Here is a 16,722-nt window from a genome sequence, read left to right as displayed (position 1 = left end):
CATGCGCCCCTACACCTACGCCGTAGCCGACTCGGTGTCCGCAGCCACCGCCCTCACCGGCGCCAGCTTCCTCGCCGGCGGCACCACCCTGGTGGATCTGATGAAGCTCGAAGTGCTTACGCCTGAGCAGGTGGTCGACATCAACGGCCTGCCGTTGACCGGCATCACCGTCGACGGCACCGGCCTGCGTATCGGCGCGCTCGAGCGGATGACCGACGTGGCCGAGCACCCCGCGGTACGCAGCGACTACACCCTGATCAGCCGGGCCTTGGAGCTGAGCGCCTCACCGCAGCTGCGCAACATGGCCTCCATGGGTGGAAACCTGTTGCAGCGCACTCGATGCAGTTACTTTCGCGACCTGTCGATGCCGTGCAACAAGCGCAATCCCGGCACCGGCTGCTCGGCGATCACCGGGTACAACCGCATGCACGCGGTGCTGGGCACCAGCGATGCCTGCGTGGCCACCCACGCCAGTGATGTGGCCGTGGCGTTGGTCGCTGCGGAGGCCTCGGTGCAGGTGAGCAACGCCGAGGGTGAACGCACCGTGGCCCTCGAGCAGTTCTACCGGCAGCCGCAGAGCACCCCGGACGTCGAGAACGACCTGGCCCCTGGAGAACTCATCACCGCCATCACCGTTCCCCCGCTGCCCGCAGGCACCCGCAGCGGCTATCTCAAGGTCCGCGACCGGCAGTCCTACGAGTTCGCACTGACTTCGGTGGCCGCCGCGGTCACCCTGCGCGGACGCACGATCACGCGGGCACGGGTGGCGGCCGGCGGGGTGGCCACGGTGCCGTGGCGACTTCCCGAGGTGGAAAACCTGTTGGTGAATCGGCCCGCGACACTGGACACCTTCACCGCGGCTGCCGCTGCAGCCGCCACCGATGCCCGGCCGTTGACCAACAACGCGTTCAAACCAGCTCTGCTGCGCCGCGCCATCGCCCGCGCCCTCACCGATATCACGGAGACCTCATGACGACCCCGTTGGGCGCCAACATCTCCCGGGTTGACGGCCGGGTCAAGACCACCGGCGTGGCCCGCTACCCCGCGGACTACCAAGAACCTGGCATGGCACACGCGGTTCTGGTGACCTCCACCATCGGTCTGGGTCGCATCACCGCCATGGACACCGACGCCGCCGCTGCGGCGCCCGGTGTCGTGGCGGTGTACACCCCCTTCGCGCCCCTGCGGTTGGAACCCGCCGACCCGAGCGGGCTGGGTGAGAACTACCGCCCGCTGCAGGATCAGGAGGTTCGCTTCCGCGGCCAGGCCATCGGCGTGGTGGTGGCAGACACCTTCGAACATGCCCGGGACGCGGCAGCCATGATCACCACTTCCTACGAGGAACGCACGCCCAGAACGTCACTGGCCGATGCCGGTCCCGGTGTCACCATGCCGGCCGAGGTCTCCGGCACAACCACGGTGCTGGCCCCAGGAGTCGGGACCATCGACACCGCGCTGCAGGACAGTGCCGTGACCATCGACATCACCGTCAGCCAGCAGGCCCAGCACGCGGCAGCCATGGAACCCCATGCCTCGCTGGCGTTCTGGGACGGTGATCAGCTGACCATCTACACCGGCACCCAGTTCCCCGGCCGCGCGGTGGTCGGCCTGACGGGCGCACTCGGGATCCAACCGGATCAGCTGCGAGTGATCTCCACCTATGTCGGAGGCGGATTCGGTAGCCGCGTGCTGCCGTGGTCGGACGCCACGCTGGCCGCCGCGGCCGCGCGTGAACTCAACCGCCCGGTCAGGTTGCTGCTCAGTCGAACTCAGGTGTTCAGCGTTGTCGGGCACCGGTCGGCCGTCCGTCAACGCATACGGTTGGGCGCCAATGCCGACGGCACGCTCAACGCTGTCAGCCACGAGTCGGACTCCGCACATCCAGCGGTGGGTGGTTGGCCCATGCGCACGGCTTCCGAGACCAGCGCCGTGCTGTACCGCACACCCAATCTTCACGTCGACCAACGTCAGGTCACCTTGGACATCCCGCCCACCTGGGCGATGCGCGCACCCAACGAGGCGCCAGGCGCGTTCGCCATCGAAACGGCGATGGACGAACTGGCCGTCGCCACCGGTGTGGATCCGGTGGAACTGCGGCTGCGCAACTATGCGACGGTGGTGCCCGGCACCGACCGTCGGTGGACCAGCAAGAGGCTCGACGAGTGTTACCGCGTGGGCGCCGCCCGATTCGGTTGGAATCGTCGCTCCGCCGCGCCCGCGACCAACCGGGACGGCCAGTGGTTGGTCGGCATGGGCATGGCCACCGCGATTTACCCGGCCGCCGGTCGTGCCGAGAACGCGGTGCGAGTCCGGTTCCGCGATGACGGCACCGTGCTGGTGCAGTCGGGCACCATGGACATCGGCACCGGGTCGGCCACCGCGCTGGCCATCGTCGTCGCCGATGCGCTGGGCCTGCCCATGGACCGTGTGGTGGTGGAAGTGGGTGACACCGCCCTGCCGCCGGGGGCCGGCGCCGTCGGTTCACGCGCCACCGGCAGCCTTGCTCCGACCGCTCGCACCGCGGCCCGCGCGGCCGCCGCCCAGTTGGTCGAGGCGGCCGGCACCGACCCCAATTCGCCACTGGCCGAATCAGGCACGCCGGTGACCTATGAGGCCGGCGTGTTGCGCTCCGCCACTGCCGAACTCCCGTTCGCCGATCTGCTGCGCGGGTTGGGCCGCACGGAGATCGAGGCCACCCATGCCGACGAGAACATCATGATCCCTTATGCCGCCCATGGCTTCGGCGCGCACTTCTGCGAAGTGCGGGTCAACACGTTCACCGGTGAGACCCGGGTCAGCCGGTTCACCAGCGTGGTGGACATCGGCCGGGTGATCAACGCAAAAACGGCCCGCAGTCAGGTGGTGGGCGGGGTGATCTTCGGGATCGGCCATGCGCTGCTGGAAGCCAATCCGATCGAACCGGATGGACGTATGGCGGCGGCCAACCTGGCCGACTACGTGGTTCCGGTCAATGCGGACGTGCCGTTCATCGACGCGGTGTGTCTCGACGGCGATGATCCCGACTTCAGCGAGGTCGGCGCCCGCGGCGTCGGCGAGCTGGGCACCGTCGGCTCCGCGGCTGCCATCGGCAACGCGGTGTTCAATGCCACCGGCATCCGCATCCATGATCTGCCTATCCATCCCGAAGATCTGCTGCTCTGAAAGGTGTTGTGTTGACAACGCTTAGGACTTCAGACGAGTCCGCTGTCGCGCGCGGCGGCGGTGCTCTCGGTGCGGCCAACCGGTGGTTGGGCGTCGTGCTGGTGACACTGCTGTGTGTCAGTGGCCTACAGTTCGTCCTCTACATCGCATTGACCTACATCGCCCGCCTGTTCGACGGCGACCTGCAGCGGTGGAACGGTGGCTTTCTGCCCGGGCTGTACTCGCCGGAGAACCCCGGTGCCAGCGGGTCGATCGGACTGCACTTCGTGACCGGCGCGGTGGTGATGGTGCTGGGCTGTGTGCAGCTGATCCCGGTGATCCGCACCCGCTGGCCGGTGGTGCACCGGTGGATCGGACGGCTGTACGTGGCCACCGCGGTTCTGACGGCGGTCGGGGGTCTGGGCTTCATCGTGTTGCAGCGCACGGTGGGCGGCATCGTGATGGACATCGGCTTCGGCCTGTACGGGTTGTTGATGATTCTCTCGGCGGTGCAGGCCATCCGGTATGCCCGCGCCCGAGACTTCGACCGCCACCGCGCCTGGGCGGTGCGGCTGTTCGCGTTGGTGATCGCCTCCTGGCTCTACCGGATGCAGTACGGGCTGTCGACACTTGTCGAATTCGACGGCCGCACAGGCGATTTCCGGGGCTGGTTCGACTACACCATGGACTTCTTCTTCTACCTGCCGAACCTGGCGATCGCCGAGCTGTACCTGCGGGCACGCCGGATGAACAGCTCAGTGGCGATGCGGGGTGCGGCGGTGGCCGCGTTGTTGGTGTCGGTGGTGGTGGTCGTTGGCGGGGCGTACTTGCAGTTTCAGCGGTTGTAGGCGGGCGAGCGACTCGTCAGCACGAGCCTCTTTGCCCACTTGGGATTGAAACTGCTGGGGACTTCGTACTTGTGCGTGAAGCGCGGATTGCGGTCACCTACCTCGCCTGCGGCTCTGCTTTTCACGATGCTCTTGCGATACGTCGTCTCGATCGCCGAACTTATCGAAGCTCAGTTCCCAGCCGCATAGGACGTGAAGCGATGGCGCCCGGCATCGGCGACATAGATATCGAGGCCATCATTGGTTCGGAGGTCGACCGGATGCTTTGGCACAACAAGTTTCTCGGAAAACGTGTCCAACGGATCTATCGTCCACACAGCGGCCCAGACCTGGGATATGGTGCCCCCCAGATTTAACGGTGCCCGAAAGCACCGGTAGTGACCATTCAGCGCGCCCAACCGGGAAAGCGACGCAGATCGGGTTCTTCCTGGCGCAGAAAGTCACGATCGAGCCGTTGGCGTTCAATCGCAACCCACGCCAGTGCAGCCGACTCGAGCCACCGCGCGATCCCTAGCACGACGGAAACCCGATCGGGTGCGTCACTGTCCCGAGGGGGATCGGCCAGATCGACACGTTCGGGAACATGTGGCCACGTCGGGGCGACTCGCGTGGACTTCGGCTCGGATGCCATCTTCGTGTCGAAGTGACTCTGGAGTCGAGCGATCTCGCCTTCAATACCGTCGACCACCGCGTCGAGGTCGAGCACTCCAGCGTGACCATCAAGTCGAAGCTGCGCCGCTGCGTGCGTCACAACAAGCTTGCGGCTCTGCACCAGCGACGACAGCCTCCCCGAGTCCAGCCCGGAGATCACCCACGCCCCGGATAGCCGGCTCAGGTCCGAATCATTCGGGCTTACATCGACATGCCAGACGACCGAGTCGCTGCCATGCTTGTCGACGACCGCAACGGACTGGTACTTCACGCTCAAACCCCAGCTCCCGATGCACAGTCCGGACAGATCTTGGGCCGCCGACCTCTGACCTGCGCACGCTCCCAAGAATTTCCACATTGACCGCAGACGAGCTCCACCCCGGCGGTAAGCGACATCGACGGCGTCTTCTGCAGCAACGTCGACCGCGAACAGTCACTACAGACTGATCCTGCAGTCTGGCGCCGTGCCATCCACGAAGTCCCACACGTCACACATACCATCGCGGTATCCGCTGGTGCCGCACGCATGGCGGTGACCAAACCACCTGTCTCGAGCGCCTCGGCAAAGTCGGTGAACGAACAGATCGCGACACCCTGCTGCCGAGCTCTACGGGCCTTCGCCGAGCGCGACTCACCGTCAGCGGCCACCACCAGGTCGGGCCCCTTCTTGGTTACCGACTTGGCTACAAACAGTCCGTGCCGCAGCGCCATCGCCTCTTGATCCGCCCGGTCGACAAGTGAACCGTTCAATTGTCCCTGCCCCGTGAAACAGACAGTCAATCCAGGAGAAAGAGCCATCCCCTCCACGGACGCGCGAAGAGGTTCGATGCGGCTCAACACTGCCTCTCGGTCCACTTCGAGAAGTGCAGCGGCCCTGCTGAGTTGATCGAACTCCTCATCCGTCACCACACCGTCCTCGAGCGCGGCGTCTATCAGGCCATTGACAAACTCACGATGAGCACGAGCCACCGCTGGCCTATCAAGACCGAGTTCAGCGGCGAGACTGCGAAGTTGCCCTCGCTCATCTGGAGTGAGTTTGAGGTCTGCCATGGCCACGTCGAGCAATTGGACGTACGGTGCAACGTCAACGCTGGTGTGCATGCCGCGCGCGAGTTGCGCCAAGTACGGCGCTGGTGGCAGCACATCGACATGCCCTTCTCGCGCGCGCACCCGCAACGGCGTCACCTGTAGCGGACGAGCTGCCGCGGGCACACACGGATCGCGGTAGAAATGGCGCGTCGCGAACAGCAGTCGTGCGGTAGCCCGTGCGTCGGCAATCGCACGATGCGCATCATCCAGGGCGATGCCAAGCTCCTCGCAGGCTTGGCCCAGCTTGCATCGAGTCGCGCGGAGCGTATCGAGGCTTGTACCCCAATCGATCTCGATTCCGGTACGGGACAGCTCGCTGCCAAGCATGCGTATGTCGAACAAGACGTTGTGCCCTACCACCACCGCACCATCGAGTCGCGACGCCACATGGTGCGCGACATCAGCAAAGGTGGGTGCATCGCGCACCATGGCGGCGTCCACACCGTGGATCCAGGTCGGTCCGACGTCCCGCATCGGCTGAATGAGTGTTTCAAACTCGTCGTGCACCCGACCGTCACAATCAAGGGTGAGGACCGCGATCTCGACTACCCGATCGGTGGGATACAGGCCCGTCGTTTCGAGGTCGACGACGGCGATCCTTCCATCGCGTCCGATCAGGTGCTCGATCCCGCCGCTCTCAATAGCGGTCACGGCATCCCGACTATCGACTTCAGGTCGTGTGGTCGCAGTCCTGCCCGACCACTGCTGGCCATCCCACCAACGCAGATCCGCTTGATTCCATGGATCGTCATACCAACCCGCAGTTGTCCCCACCCTCGTCCCCTAGACATGACCTCTCAGGTGCGCTCACGATACCCAGCAGAACTGGCACGTGTGTCAATTTGTGAATTTAGTGCCGTCTTCGACAACGCCGCTGTCACGGCAACACAACTCGCCCGCCCCCAGAAGTAACGGACAGACGTAATTCGCTCATCCACTCCCGAAAGGTCACTCCGTGACCTAGCATCTCCGCCCGTGGGTAAATTGACAGCCTTGATAATTGTGTTCGCCGGGGGTCTCATACTCAGTCCGGTAGCGAACGCCGAACCGTGCGACCCGAACTACTCGGGGCCGTGCGTGCCGATCGACAGTGACGTCGACTGCGCCGGCGGCAGCGGTAACGGTCCGTCGTACGTGCAGGGACCGGTGAGAGTGGTCGGCTCCGACATCTACGGCCTCGATCGTGACGGCGACGGCATCGGCTGCGATTCCTGATTCAGCTGCCCACGAAGTCCCACGTCCCAGCCAGCACGGCCACCGCGATGGCACCGCCGGCGATCACCAGTCCGTAGCCGATCAGAAGCCACTCCGGCCAGCCGAAGGTTGACGGGCGTGCCCACGTCCTCGTCGGGTACGCACCGAACCCTCGCGCTTCCATCGCCGTCGCCAACTTAGACCCGCGGCGCAGGGCGAAGACCAACAGTGCGAATGCCTGGCCGAGGAAGCGCCTCAACCGAGCGTGGTCGGCGACGCCGCGGGCCCGCCGCGCATAACCGAGGTACTGCCAATCCTGCCGCAACAGCCCGACCATCCGCAGCCCGGCCAATGCGCCAATCACGAAGCGGGCAGGCAACTTCAGGATCTGCCCCAGCCCGTCAGCCAGTTCCGTCGGTTGTACGTCGAGAAAGAGAAACACCGACGGCAATGCAATCGCCAGGACGCGCAGGAACATCGCCGCCGCCAGCTCGATCGAGCCGTCGCTGACGGTGATCAGCAGAAACTGCCAGTACACAGTGCCGCTGGGCTCGCCGTAGAGCAGGTTGGTCACCGCAGTCAGCCCCGCGGCCACCGCAATGAGCGCCGCGCGAATCAGAAAGGGACGCAGCCGAACACCGAGTGCTAGGAACAGCGGGATCTCGAGTAGCAACGCCGTCAGCGCCGACACCCAGTCGACGCTGAGCACCAGTGCCACCGCGATCACCGCCGCCGCCAACAGCTTGGCGACAGGATTCACCGACCTAGACATCAACACGCTCGTCGGCCAGCAGGTCCACGAACTCGGTGTCGTGGGTGACGGTGACGACCGCCGTTCCTTCATTGGCGATCTCGGCGAGCAACAGAATCAACTCGGCCCACGTGCGGCGGTCCTGCCCAAACGTCGGTTCGTCGAGCACCACCATGGCGGGCCGCGTCATCAACACCGTCGCCACCGACAGCCGTCGCTTCTCCCCGCCGGAGAGCGTGTAAGGGCTGCGGTTCGCGACTCCGGTCAGGCGCAGTCGCTCCAACAGAGCATCAGCCCGCGTGACGATCTCCGCTTCGGGCATCTTCAGTGCCCGCGGCCCCAGCGAGATCTCGTCTCGCACAGTCGGCGCCAGGAACTGATGCTCGGGATCCTGGAACACACTGGTGATCCGAGTCAGCAACTCCTTGGACTTCCAGCGAATCGGGTTGCGACGTTGGGGTGTGGGCGCGAAGTCGGAAGCCGATTCAAGAGATCCGCCGCGCGCCGGCAGCAGGCCACCCAGTGTCAGGGCCAGCGTCGACTTCCCGGACCCGTTGGGCCCCGTCACCGCCAGCACCCGGCCCGCCGTGATCGACAGATCAAGTGTCAGCAGATCTGAGCGGTATCCCACCGTCAGATCGGTTGCCGTCAGCAATGGTTCGGCACCACCACGAATCCTGGACACCGCAGGCGCGGGCGCTCCCGGCACCCAGATCCCCGATTCCACGAGATGTGTGTGCTCCCGTTGGATGGTCTCCTCAGGGGAGCCGTCGGCGATCACCTCTCCCCCGGCGCCCAGAACGACCACCCGGTCCACCACCGGCAACCAGACCTCGGTGCGGTGCTCGACTACCACGACGGTGGCGCCGGTCAGTTCGGCCGCGGCCGTCACCGCGTCGCGAACCTCCAGGACTCCGGCGGGGTCGAGGTTGGCTGTCGGCTCGTCCAGAAGGATCAGGCCGGGCCGCATGGCCAGTACCCCAGCCAGGGCCAGGCGCTGTTTCTGTCCGCCGGAGAGTTGGGCGGTGTCATGCTGCAGCGGCAGATTCAGTCCGACCGAACTCAGAGCGATCTCGACGCGTGGCCAGATCTCGTCACGGGGAACGCCGAAGTTCTCCATCCCGAACGCCACATCGTCACCGACGCGGGACAGGATTACCTGAGAATCCGGGTCCTGCAGCACCATTCCGATGCGGGAGCGCTGCTGCGCGGGTGGTGCACCGTCCACCAACAGTGAGCCGGAAGCATGGCCTTCCTCAGCGCCGCCAAGCACACCAGCCAAACCGTGCAGCAGCGTCGATTTACCCGAGCCGGACGGGCCCAGCAGCAGTACCCGCTGGCCGGCCTCGATGGTCAGGTCCAGATCGCTGAGGGCCCAACGTTGTTGACCGGCGTGTTGCCAACCCCACTGTCGCGCTGTGACTTCGGCTCCGCCCGAAGCCTGCGTCACTGCGCGGCGACAGTCCGGCCGGAGGCAAATCGGCTGAGTGCGCCGGTTTTGGCGAGCCCGCGAACCACGAACCACGACAGCACACCGGCGATCAGCGCGCCAGACACCACCGCCGAAGCGGTGTAGATGGCCGAGAACGCCATCGTGGATCCGGGGTAGTAGATGATCAACTCGTTGACGGCCAGCGCGAAACCTGCACCGGCACCGGCCAACACGGCGATCGGCAGGTTCCAACGTTTGTACAGGAACACTGCGAACACCAGCTCAGCGGCAAGCCCTTGCACCAGTCCCGATTCGATGGTCATGACACCCCACTGGTTTCCGACCAGGGCGGAAACGGTGGCCGCGACCAGTTCGCCGTACAGTGCGGCGCCAGGTTTGCGGATCACCAGTGCGGTCAGCACGCCGGCGAACAGCCAGCCACCCCCGGCCAACCCTTGAAGCCCGGGAAGCACCGCACTCAGCGGTTCGAACACCGGGTTGTAGGCGACGTTCCAGAAGACGAACACCAGGCCGGAGGCGACGGCAAGCACGCTGGCCACCACGATGTCGACGACGCGCCACCGCAGCGGTGATGGGTGAGTGATCTGTTGGTCCATGAGGACTCCTTCATCTCCCTACGCCGGCATTACCCGGTCAGGTTCGTACGGTCGACGGCCGGCCAGCCGTCCTCTCAGCGCACTTCGGTGCACTCCCGTGTGGTTTTCCGTCCCCTAACGTAACCCAGGTCGGTTCATGCTCGCTACGCCGGGTCGATCCAGACCCGTCCGTCGGCGCCTTCGGTCACGATGAAGTCGGCCTGATCTCGCGGCTCGAAGCGAGCGATGAGGTCGTCTTCCTGGCGGGCCCAGCGGTCCCAGTGCGGCCGGAAGGTGTCCCCGTCACGCTGCAGTGCCCGATATTTGCGCATCTCGTCGTCCATCTCGATCCAGATGCCCACATCAGCCAGCTCGTGGTTGCCTGCGCAGAGCGCGCCGACACCTTCGACGATCAGACGGTCCGCATCAACGGCGTGCCACTCAGCGGGGCGATCAGCGACCCAGTCCCAGCGTCGCCAACGCGCCGGCCGATTCTGCGAGCGTGGGAGCAGGAGCTCGCCGTGCAGGTGGTCGACGGCCGCGGCCAATCCGTCCCAACCTGGGTAGATATCCTCGAGTCGCACGACGGCGCTGCCGGTCCAACGTCTTTGCAAGCTGTCTGCCAGCGTCGTCTTGCCTGCCCCAGAACGCCCGTCGACCAGCACTGTCGTCGCGCCGGCCGTCTCCAGCAACAGCGCGAGGTCGTCGAGTGTCAATGCGTTCCAACGATCGAAGTGGAGGTTGGCGCCAGATGCTACTCAGTGCTGGCTGCCGCTACCAGTCAAGAGCTGGTATTCCCGCTCCCACACGGCATATCGCCGCCGGGTGAGCCGCGCATGCTGCACGGCCAACAGACCACCCACCACCGTCGCCGTGGCCGCCCACACCGTGAGTGCCGCGAGCACGGCGGTGACGGATGGAAGCAGCGAACCTTCGGGGGCCTGGGTTCTGGCGCCGCTGCGATCCACCCAGATCGGCAGCGATTCTCCTGCTTTGCGCGATTCCCGCGACACCACCACATCGGAGCGGGTGCGCCCGTCTACTGTCCACCGCACTCGGGTTACAGCACCCCACGAGTACATGTCCCGCAGATGCACACTGTCCTCGACAACCTCGGCGTCAACCTGGTGGCGGGTGGCTACGGCCTCGGCCAGGTACCGGGTCTGCGTCTCATGTACCGCAGTGCCCACCGCGCAGGCAACGGGGATGAACAACACCAGCACGAGCGCCGCCAGTACTCTGCATGTGGCCTCGATCCGGTCGCTGCGGCGTACCAGTTGATTGTGTCCGAGGGCGCGCACCAACCAGATGCTCTTGACGTTGAGATCGACGGTGTCCATGGCTGCGCCTCCGCGATGAGCTACTTCCATAGTGAACCCGGATGCAGCGCACCGCCAGGGGAAAATGTCGCGCGTGCCGCTGCGGCCGTCGGCCGAAAGCCATTGCCCTGTCTGGTGATGCGCCAGGCGATTCGCGCTGTCGGAGCTGCTGGTTTATCACCGCTGTGCGCCTTCGGTTAGATCACCCCGGCGCCGGAGCATCAGTGCCGGCGGGAGCCACAACTGCCCTACGTCGAGCGCGCCCGACATTGGCGAGGACACGGTCGATGAGTGCCTCGTAGGCCGATCCGTCGTCGAGCAACGCGCGCGGACCCATCCGGGCCAGGAACACCTCGACACGCCGCTCGATCGGCCAGCCGGCGTACGCGGGACCGATGTAGTCGGATTCGAGGAACCTCCAGGCAGCGGCCTCGAGACAACCTGGCATACCGATGGTTCGTGCACTGACCGTCATCGAGCATCCTTTCCAACGTCAGACACCATCTTTGGATCACGGCTCCGCCAGGACTAGAGAAGAAAGTCCCCATCACGCTGAATCGCTCGATCAGCCAGACGAATTCATCTGGTGGAGCCGCGTCGGCGCCCGCCCCGACCAGCCCGCGGTAGGGCCACTGGTCAACTCCGTGCTCACTTCAATGGTGTTGTGATGGAGTACTTGTCACTTCAGAATGCCGGTCTCTTCGAAGCCGGGAACGTCGACCGTGACATCAGCTCAACGGCCGTCCCGCACCGCACTGCGCGCCGATGTTCGGATATCACTACGCCACGATGTGGTGAAGAACTGCGCCGCTGGGCTTGTTGATCGCGGCAGCTCGCGCAGCCCATGAGCACGACCCGGCTGAGCGTCGGCGCGTCAGCTTTCCTCTGCGTCGAACATTTGTTCTAATGACGGCTGCTCATCGATCCGGCATCTACCGGCAGTTTAGAGAAGGAGTCCGCTGTGACCATCACCGTCGACAATCCGGCCACCGCAGTCGCACCTGCCCAGCCCGAGAACACCTCGCCGACGGTGGACACATCTGTCGCCGAGGAGAAACCCAAGAAGCGGGCCACCCGCAAGACCAAGACACTGGAGCTCACCCTCACCGTCACCGGTACCGCCGACGGTGAGTGGCACGCCGACCTCAAGCAGGGCAGTACCTATCTCGCCAGGAACATCGCCGTCGCCGCGGCCGCCGTCTCCCGCGCTGCCAAGGAACTGCACGAGGATCTATCCACCCCTATCGACGAGATCATCGACGAGGCCCGGTCACAGCAGGCCGCCAAGGTTGCTGCGCTGGAGGCCGAACTTGCCGCCGCCAAACAGGCGCTGGCCCACCTGGACTGAGAGGCAAAATCCGATTCGCACCAACTGGCGACGATCAATTCGGCGGCATACCAGAACAAGTCGCGCAAGGTCACCCCACTGCCACCTACTGGCCGTCTCATGGGTCAGTTCGACAACGCGCATACATCGGGCGGCCGGCCGCCGCGCGGAGGTAGTCGATCGGTGCCATCTTTGAGAGTTCGATAGTTCGGCCAGATGCTTGGCCTACCCCACTCTCCAGCGATGATTAGCTCGGAGTTCTGACTTGCGCGCCACCAGTCCGAAGTCACCCGGAAGTCCAGTGGCGAGTAGGTTCCGTCGCCACAGCAGTACCACTAGCAACTTCTTCACCAACGTCAATTATTTGTTCTCAAATCGTTGCCAAACTCGTTGCACAGGTTTATATTCCCAGATGGGGAGGCGAATCAGTGAAACGAAACTTAGCTATCGCTGTGGCAATCTTGAGTGGTGCGGGTACTTTTTGCAGTCCGCCTGCAAACGCAGATGTGCAGCCGGGCTGTGAAAGCGTCCCCTGGGGTTTCCTCGGCACCCAAACTCGCAGCATCTGCGACGGACCGATGCAACCAGATGGCAGCTGGGTGCGTTTCCGCATGGTCTGGATACCTGCACATCAGGTGCCGGTCAGCACGAGCTGCGGCAGTTACAGCTGTTCCACCCGCGGCGGATACTGGCAGGACGAGCAGATTTTCGAGAAGGTGAAATACCCGGTTACACCCACGACCGTGGTTCCAGGCGAGCCCGGATGGCTACCACCCATCTACACCGATGCGAACGGGTTCACGCCGATAAATTTCAATTAGAACCCCTCGGCACAAGCTCCGATACGCCGTCATCCAGGTAGTGCGTTGTAGGGCGGGCGGGGCTCGAACCCGCGACCAAGGGATTATGAGTCCCCGGCTCTAACCAACTGAGCTACCGCCCCCAAGCGCGTATGCGCGGCCGCTATCTTCGCATGCGACCGCGCACGCGCGCCAAAGCACTCAGGACGAGATCGACGTCGAAGGCTTCCACGCCAGCGCACCGACCACCAACCCGAGGAACGGGATGGCCGCCAGCACCGCGCTCAACCCGACGCTACCGCCGGTGACCAGCGTGAAGTTGGACAGCACCAGCCACAGACAGCCCAGCAGCCCCAGCACGGCCACGGTGGGCGCGATCCTCGTCTGCCACACACCCGACACCCGGTCCCGGTTGCGCAGGAAGAACACCAGCACGGCGATGGACGTCGTGAGCATGAGGATGACCATGCCTACGGTGGCTACGCCGGCCATCGAGCCGAACACCCCGACCAGCGGATCGATCCCGAGTACCGCGAGCACACCGACAATCAGAGCGGCAGTCACCGTCTGCGCCACCGAGGAAAACGCCGGCGAGTGATGCCCGCCATGCACAGCGCCCAGCCGAGCCGGCAGCAGCCCCTTGCGGGACAACACGAACTGATACCGCGCGATCACGTTGTGGAATGACAGCACGCAGGCGAACAGGCTGGTCAACAGCAGCACGTTCACGATGTCGCGGCCGATGGTGCCCAGCATGGACTCGGTGGTGTCCAGCAGCATGTTGCCCTCACCGTCGAGAGTTTGGTTGGCCACGGCCGTGACGTTGTCGGGACCGATGGCAACGACGAACGCCCACACCGTGATGGCGTAAAAGGCGCCGATGATGATCACTGCGGCGTACGTGGCGATGGGGATGGTGCGCTCGGGATCGCGGGCTTCGTCGCGGAACACCGCCGTGGCTTCGAATCCGATGAATCCGGTGAGCGCAAACAGGATTGCGATGCCGATGGTGCCCTGGGTGAATACGGACGGGGTGAAGGAGGTGAACGTGACGCCGGCCGGGCTGGGGTTGGCCACCATCACCAGATCCAGTACGACGACGATGCCGATCTCCAGGGCCAGCGCGATGCCGAGCACCTTGGCACTGAGGTCGATGTGTCGGTAGCCGAGTACCGCGACGATCGCCAAGATCGCGAAAGCGTAGAGCGGCCAAGGCAATTCTGGTCCACCGTAGAAGCGCACGGTGTCGTCGATGGCCCAGCCGATGTAGCCGTAGATGCCGATCTGGATGGCGGTGTAGGCGATCAGCGCCACCACCGCCACGCCCTTGCCCAGCCGGTCGCCCAGACCAAGGGTTACGTAGGAGAAGAACGCCCCAGCCTCGGGCACATACGGCGTCATCGTCACGAAGCCGACACTGAAGACCAGTAGTACCAGCGCGGCGATCACGAATCCGACCGGCGCACCGGCGCCGTTGCCCAGTCCCATGGCCAGCGGCATGTTGCCGCCGATCACGGTCAGCGGGGCGGCCGCGGCCACCACCATGAAGACGATGCCGATGGGGCCCAGCTGCCCGGTAAGGCGCCGCCCTTCGGTCTGAGTTGTCATGCGTTCTCCTGGAATTGAGCGGTCAATTGGTGGTGGTCGATGGCGTGCACGGTGTAGCCGCGGTAGCCGGTGACGGTTTTGGCGGCCACCATGGCGTTGACGATCGCCTCTTCGGTGGCCTCGATGGTGAGGTCGAACAGCAGATCCATCAGCGCGGGGCCGACCATGCGCACCGGGATCTCGGGTTGGATCGAGGTGACGTCGGAAACGATGCCGTAGGGTGGGATTCCGCGGTTTCCCGTGGAGAAGGCCAGCATCAGGTCGCCGCTGTACTGCTCACCGGTGCCGCCCAGACGTCCCACCGCCAGCGCCGTGCGCTGCGCCAGTCGTTGGCACTGGTGCGGCAACAGTGGGGCGTTGGTCGCAACCACCACGATGATTGACCCCGAGCCCGGCTGGAAGCCCGGCGGATGTGCCGGCAGCGGGACAGCCGGTTGGGTGACGGGTTGTCCGTTGATCCGAAGTCGTTCGCGGCGACCGTGATTGGCCTGAACCAGCACGCCGACGGTGTAACCGAGCACCCGCGATGCCGTGCCGATGCCGCCTTTGAACTGATGGCAGATCATCCCGGTGCCGCCGCCGACATTGCCTTCTGCTACCGGCCCGTCGGAAGCCGACATCAGCGCAGCCCGGACATGTTCGGGACGGACGTGAAAGCCGTTGATGTCGTTGAGGAATCCGTCGTAGGTCTCCCCTACCACCGGCAGCGACCAGTACGCACCGTCGCCGCGCACTCGGACCTGTTCGGCTACCAGCGCATCACGTACCACGCCGACGCTGTGGGTGTTCGTGAGGCCGATCGCGGTGGTGAGTTCACCGGATTCGCGGATCCATTCGAGGCCGGTGAGTTCACCGCTGCCGTTGAGGACGTGCGAACCGGCGAACAATGGCTCGGTCCAGATGTCGTCGTGCGGGACCACGACGGTGACTCCGGTGTTGATGCCGTCGTCATGCAGGGTGGTATGGCCGACGCGGACGCCGGGTACGTCGGTGATGGCGTTGTGCGGTCCGGTGGGGTGCTCCCCGATGACCACGCCGAGATCTCTGGCACGCATTGGTTTCTTCTCGTTCAGGAGTTATTTTCCTAATTGGAAAAGAACTATGCGCCCGAGTGAGCGGGGACGCAACAGGAACGGCAAAATCAGTGCGAAAGCGAGAGGAGCAGGCGTGGCACGGCCCAACCGCCAGGTGGAGCGACGCGGCGAGATCCTCGATGCCGCCATCGCCCTGATCGAGCGTCATGACCTGGCCACCCTCAAGCTCGCCGACGTCGCCACCGAACTGGGCCTGACCACCAACGCACTGCGCTACTACTTCAAAGACATGGCCGAGCTGCTGTCCGAGCTCGCACTGCGCTCCGATGTCCGCTTCTACGACGCGCGCCTGGAACTGGGCACCCAGACCGACGACGTGGCGACCCAGTTAGCACTGACCATCGCCGCCGGCCTCCCGACCGGGCCGGAGGACGCCGAGTGGCGCGCCATCTGGCGAGCGGTATTGGCTGCCGGTTTCGAACTGGACCAGCGTCGCGACGTGCAGGGCATCTACCACCGCCAGGTCGATCTCTACACCAACCTGCTGACCGCCGGCGCCGAAGCCGGCGCGTTCGCCCTGCGCCAGCCCGCACGCGACATCGCGATGACGCTGATGTCGATGGAGGACTACTTCGGTTACCGAATCGTCGCCCGAGATCCGCAGATCAACCGGGCCGACGCCTTGCGTTTGATGCGTCAGTACGCCGAGCTGTCCACCGACACCCGATTGCCGGCCACGGCCTAGAAGTCCTCCGAAACTGGTTTGCGGCGTCATCGACGCGTAGGCTTGCCGTACAACACGCGCATCGCTTGCCTGGTTCAGCACAAGCCCCGCGAGATCAGCGTCGACTACAACGGCAAGCAGGTCGTTTCATGTTCTCGCAAATCACATCCACATCCGAACCAAGGCACTGCGTCATCGAAGACCGCTG

At 64.8% G+C, this 16,722-nt stretch carries 18 protein-coding genes, 1 tRNA gene, 1 pseudogene and 1 riboswitch; of the genes and pseudogenes, 7 read left to right on the top strand and 13 right to left on the bottom strand.

What is annotated here, in order from left to right; all coding sequences use genetic code 11:
* Position 1: 1 nt before the first annotated feature.
* Genes BVC93_RS21925 through BVC93_RS21915 form a run of 3 tightly spaced genes read left to right on the top strand, consistent with a single transcriptional unit; the run spans position 2 to position 3,989 of the window.
* Entirely contained in the window at positions 2-973 is a 972-nt protein-coding gene (locus tag BVC93_RS21925; RefSeq protein WP_083739306.1) for an FAD binding domain-containing protein, read from the top strand.
* The gene (locus BVC93_RS21920; RefSeq protein ID WP_083739305.1) at positions 970-3,162 is read left to right on the top strand and encodes a xanthine dehydrogenase family protein molybdopterin-binding subunit; all 2,193 of its coding nucleotides are present in this window, start codon (positions 970-972) and stop codon (positions 3,160-3,162) included. The genes BVC93_RS21925 and BVC93_RS21920 overlap by 4 nt, the downstream gene beginning before the upstream one ends.
* Before the next feature lie 8 nt (positions 3,163-3,170).
* Entirely contained in the window at positions 3,171-3,989 is an 819-nt protein-coding gene (locus BVC93_RS21915; protein ID WP_197687514.1) for a DUF2306 domain-containing protein, read from the top strand.
* Between the two features lie 170 nt (positions 3,990-4,159).
* On the opposite strand, the gene BVC93_RS34810 is transcribed toward BVC93_RS21915, so the two are convergent.
* From BVC93_RS34810 to BVC93_RS34805, 4 genes and pseudogenes are all read right to left on the bottom strand, one after another.
* The gene (locus BVC93_RS34810; RefSeq protein ID WP_442929100.1) at positions 4,160-4,261 is read right to left on the bottom strand and encodes a hypothetical protein; all 102 of its coding nucleotides are present in this window, start codon (positions 4,259-4,261) and stop codon (positions 4,160-4,162) included.
* A 113-nt stretch (positions 4,262-4,374) separates the two neighbouring features.
* Positions 4,375-4,911 (bottom strand): hypothetical protein, encoded by a 537-nt coding sequence (locus tag BVC93_RS21910; RefSeq protein WP_083739303.1) that lies wholly within the window; start codon positions 4,909-4,911, stop codon positions 4,375-4,377.
* A 2-nt stretch (positions 4,912-4,913) separates the two neighbouring features.
* On the bottom strand, positions 4,914-6,380 hold the full coding sequence (locus tag BVC93_RS21905; protein ID WP_236950063.1) for an exonuclease domain-containing protein: 1,467 nt from the start codon (positions 6,378-6,380) through the stop codon (positions 4,914-4,916).
* A gap of 63 nt (positions 6,381-6,443) precedes the next feature.
* Positions 6,444-6,503 (bottom strand): annotated as a pseudogene (locus BVC93_RS34805) (hypothetical protein); the annotation flags it as partial.
* Between the two features lie 303 nt (positions 6,504-6,806).
* Between BVC93_RS34805 and BVC93_RS34800 the strand changes: the two are divergent.
* A complete protein-coding gene (locus tag BVC93_RS34800; protein WP_442928971.1) occupies positions 6,807-6,944 on the top strand; it encodes a hypothetical protein in 138 nt (45 codons plus the stop codon).
* A 1-nt stretch (position 6,945) separates the two neighbouring features.
* Here the strand turns inward: BVC93_RS34800 and BVC93_RS21895 are convergent, their stop codons facing one another.
* The 6 genes from BVC93_RS21895 to BVC93_RS21870 form a co-directional block, all read right to left on the bottom strand.
* The gene (locus BVC93_RS21895; RefSeq protein WP_083739301.1) at positions 6,946-7,695 is read right to left on the bottom strand and encodes an energy-coupling factor transporter transmembrane component T family protein; all 750 of its coding nucleotides are present in this window, start codon (positions 7,693-7,695) and stop codon (positions 6,946-6,948) included.
* On the bottom strand, positions 7,688-9,124 hold the full coding sequence (locus BVC93_RS21890; protein WP_083739300.1) for an ABC transporter ATP-binding protein: 1,437 nt from the start codon (positions 9,122-9,124) through the stop codon (positions 7,688-7,690). Before BVC93_RS21890 ends, BVC93_RS21895 begins: the two co-directional genes overlap by 8 nt.
* Positions 9,121-9,723, bottom strand: coding sequence for an ECF transporter S component (locus tag BVC93_RS21885; RefSeq protein WP_083739299.1), 603 nt, complete (start codon positions 9,721-9,723; stop codon positions 9,121-9,123). Before BVC93_RS21885 ends, BVC93_RS21890 begins: the two co-directional genes overlap by 4 nt.
* Positions 9,722-9,832, bottom strand: a riboswitch (TPP riboswitch). (Overlaps the previous gene by 2 nt.)
* A gap of 34 nt (positions 9,833-9,866) precedes the next feature.
* A complete protein-coding gene (locus BVC93_RS21880; protein ID WP_083739298.1) occupies positions 9,867-10,418 on the bottom strand; it encodes a hypothetical protein in 552 nt (183 codons plus the stop codon).
* Positions 10,419-10,460: 42 nt separating this feature from the next.
* Entirely contained in the window at positions 10,461-11,042 is a 582-nt protein-coding gene (locus BVC93_RS21875; protein WP_083739297.1) for an Rv1733c family protein, read from the bottom strand.
* 181 nt (positions 11,043-11,223) lie between these two features.
* The gene (locus BVC93_RS21870) at positions 11,224-11,496 is read right to left on the bottom strand and encodes a hypothetical protein (RefSeq protein ID WP_083739296.1); all 273 of its coding nucleotides are present in this window, start codon (positions 11,494-11,496) and stop codon (positions 11,224-11,226) included.
* A 555-nt stretch (positions 11,497-12,051) separates the two neighbouring features.
* Here BVC93_RS21870 and BVC93_RS21865 point away from each other — a divergent pair.
* Together BVC93_RS21865 and BVC93_RS33810 are read left to right on the top strand one after the other, a co-directional pair.
* Positions 12,052-12,369, top strand: coding sequence for a DUF6319 family protein (locus BVC93_RS21865; protein ID WP_157517267.1), 318 nt, complete (start codon positions 12,052-12,054; stop codon positions 12,367-12,369).
* A 431-nt stretch (positions 12,370-12,800) separates the two neighbouring features.
* Entirely contained in the window at positions 12,801-13,169 is a 369-nt protein-coding gene (locus BVC93_RS33810; RefSeq protein ID WP_236950062.1) for a CDGP domain-containing protein, read from the top strand.
* 48 nt (positions 13,170-13,217) lie between these two features.
* Here BVC93_RS33810 and BVC93_RS21855 read toward each other — a convergent pair.
* From BVC93_RS21855 to BVC93_RS21845, 3 genes are all read right to left on the bottom strand, one after another.
* A tRNA-Ile gene (locus BVC93_RS21855) sits at positions 13,218-13,291 on the bottom strand.
* A gap of 58 nt (positions 13,292-13,349) precedes the next feature.
* Positions 13,350-14,756 carry an APC family permease gene (locus tag BVC93_RS21850; protein WP_083739294.1) on the bottom strand — a complete coding sequence of 469 codons (1,407 nt, stop codon included), beginning with the start codon at positions 14,754-14,756 and terminating at the stop codon, positions 13,350-13,352.
* Positions 14,753-15,811, bottom strand: a complete 1,059-nt coding sequence (locus BVC93_RS21845; protein WP_083739293.1) for a DmpA family aminopeptidase — start codon at positions 15,809-15,811, stop codon at positions 14,753-14,755. The genes BVC93_RS21850 and BVC93_RS21845 overlap by 4 nt, the downstream gene beginning before the upstream one ends.
* A 112-nt stretch (positions 15,812-15,923) precedes the next feature.
* On the opposite strand from BVC93_RS21845, the gene BVC93_RS21840 reads away from it, so the two are divergent.
* Positions 15,924-16,535: a TetR family transcriptional regulator gene (locus tag BVC93_RS21840; protein WP_236950061.1), complete on the top strand. Its 612-nt coding sequence runs from the start codon at positions 15,924-15,926 to the stop codon at positions 16,533-16,535.
* The last annotated feature ends 187 nt before the right edge of the window (positions 16,536-16,722 follow it).

Source organism: Mycobacterium sp. MS1601 (genome assembly GCF_001984215.1).
Lineage (GTDB): Bacteria > Actinomycetota > Actinomycetes > Mycobacteriales > Mycobacteriaceae > Mycobacterium.
This window is presented reverse-complemented; position numbering and strand designations above follow the sequence as displayed.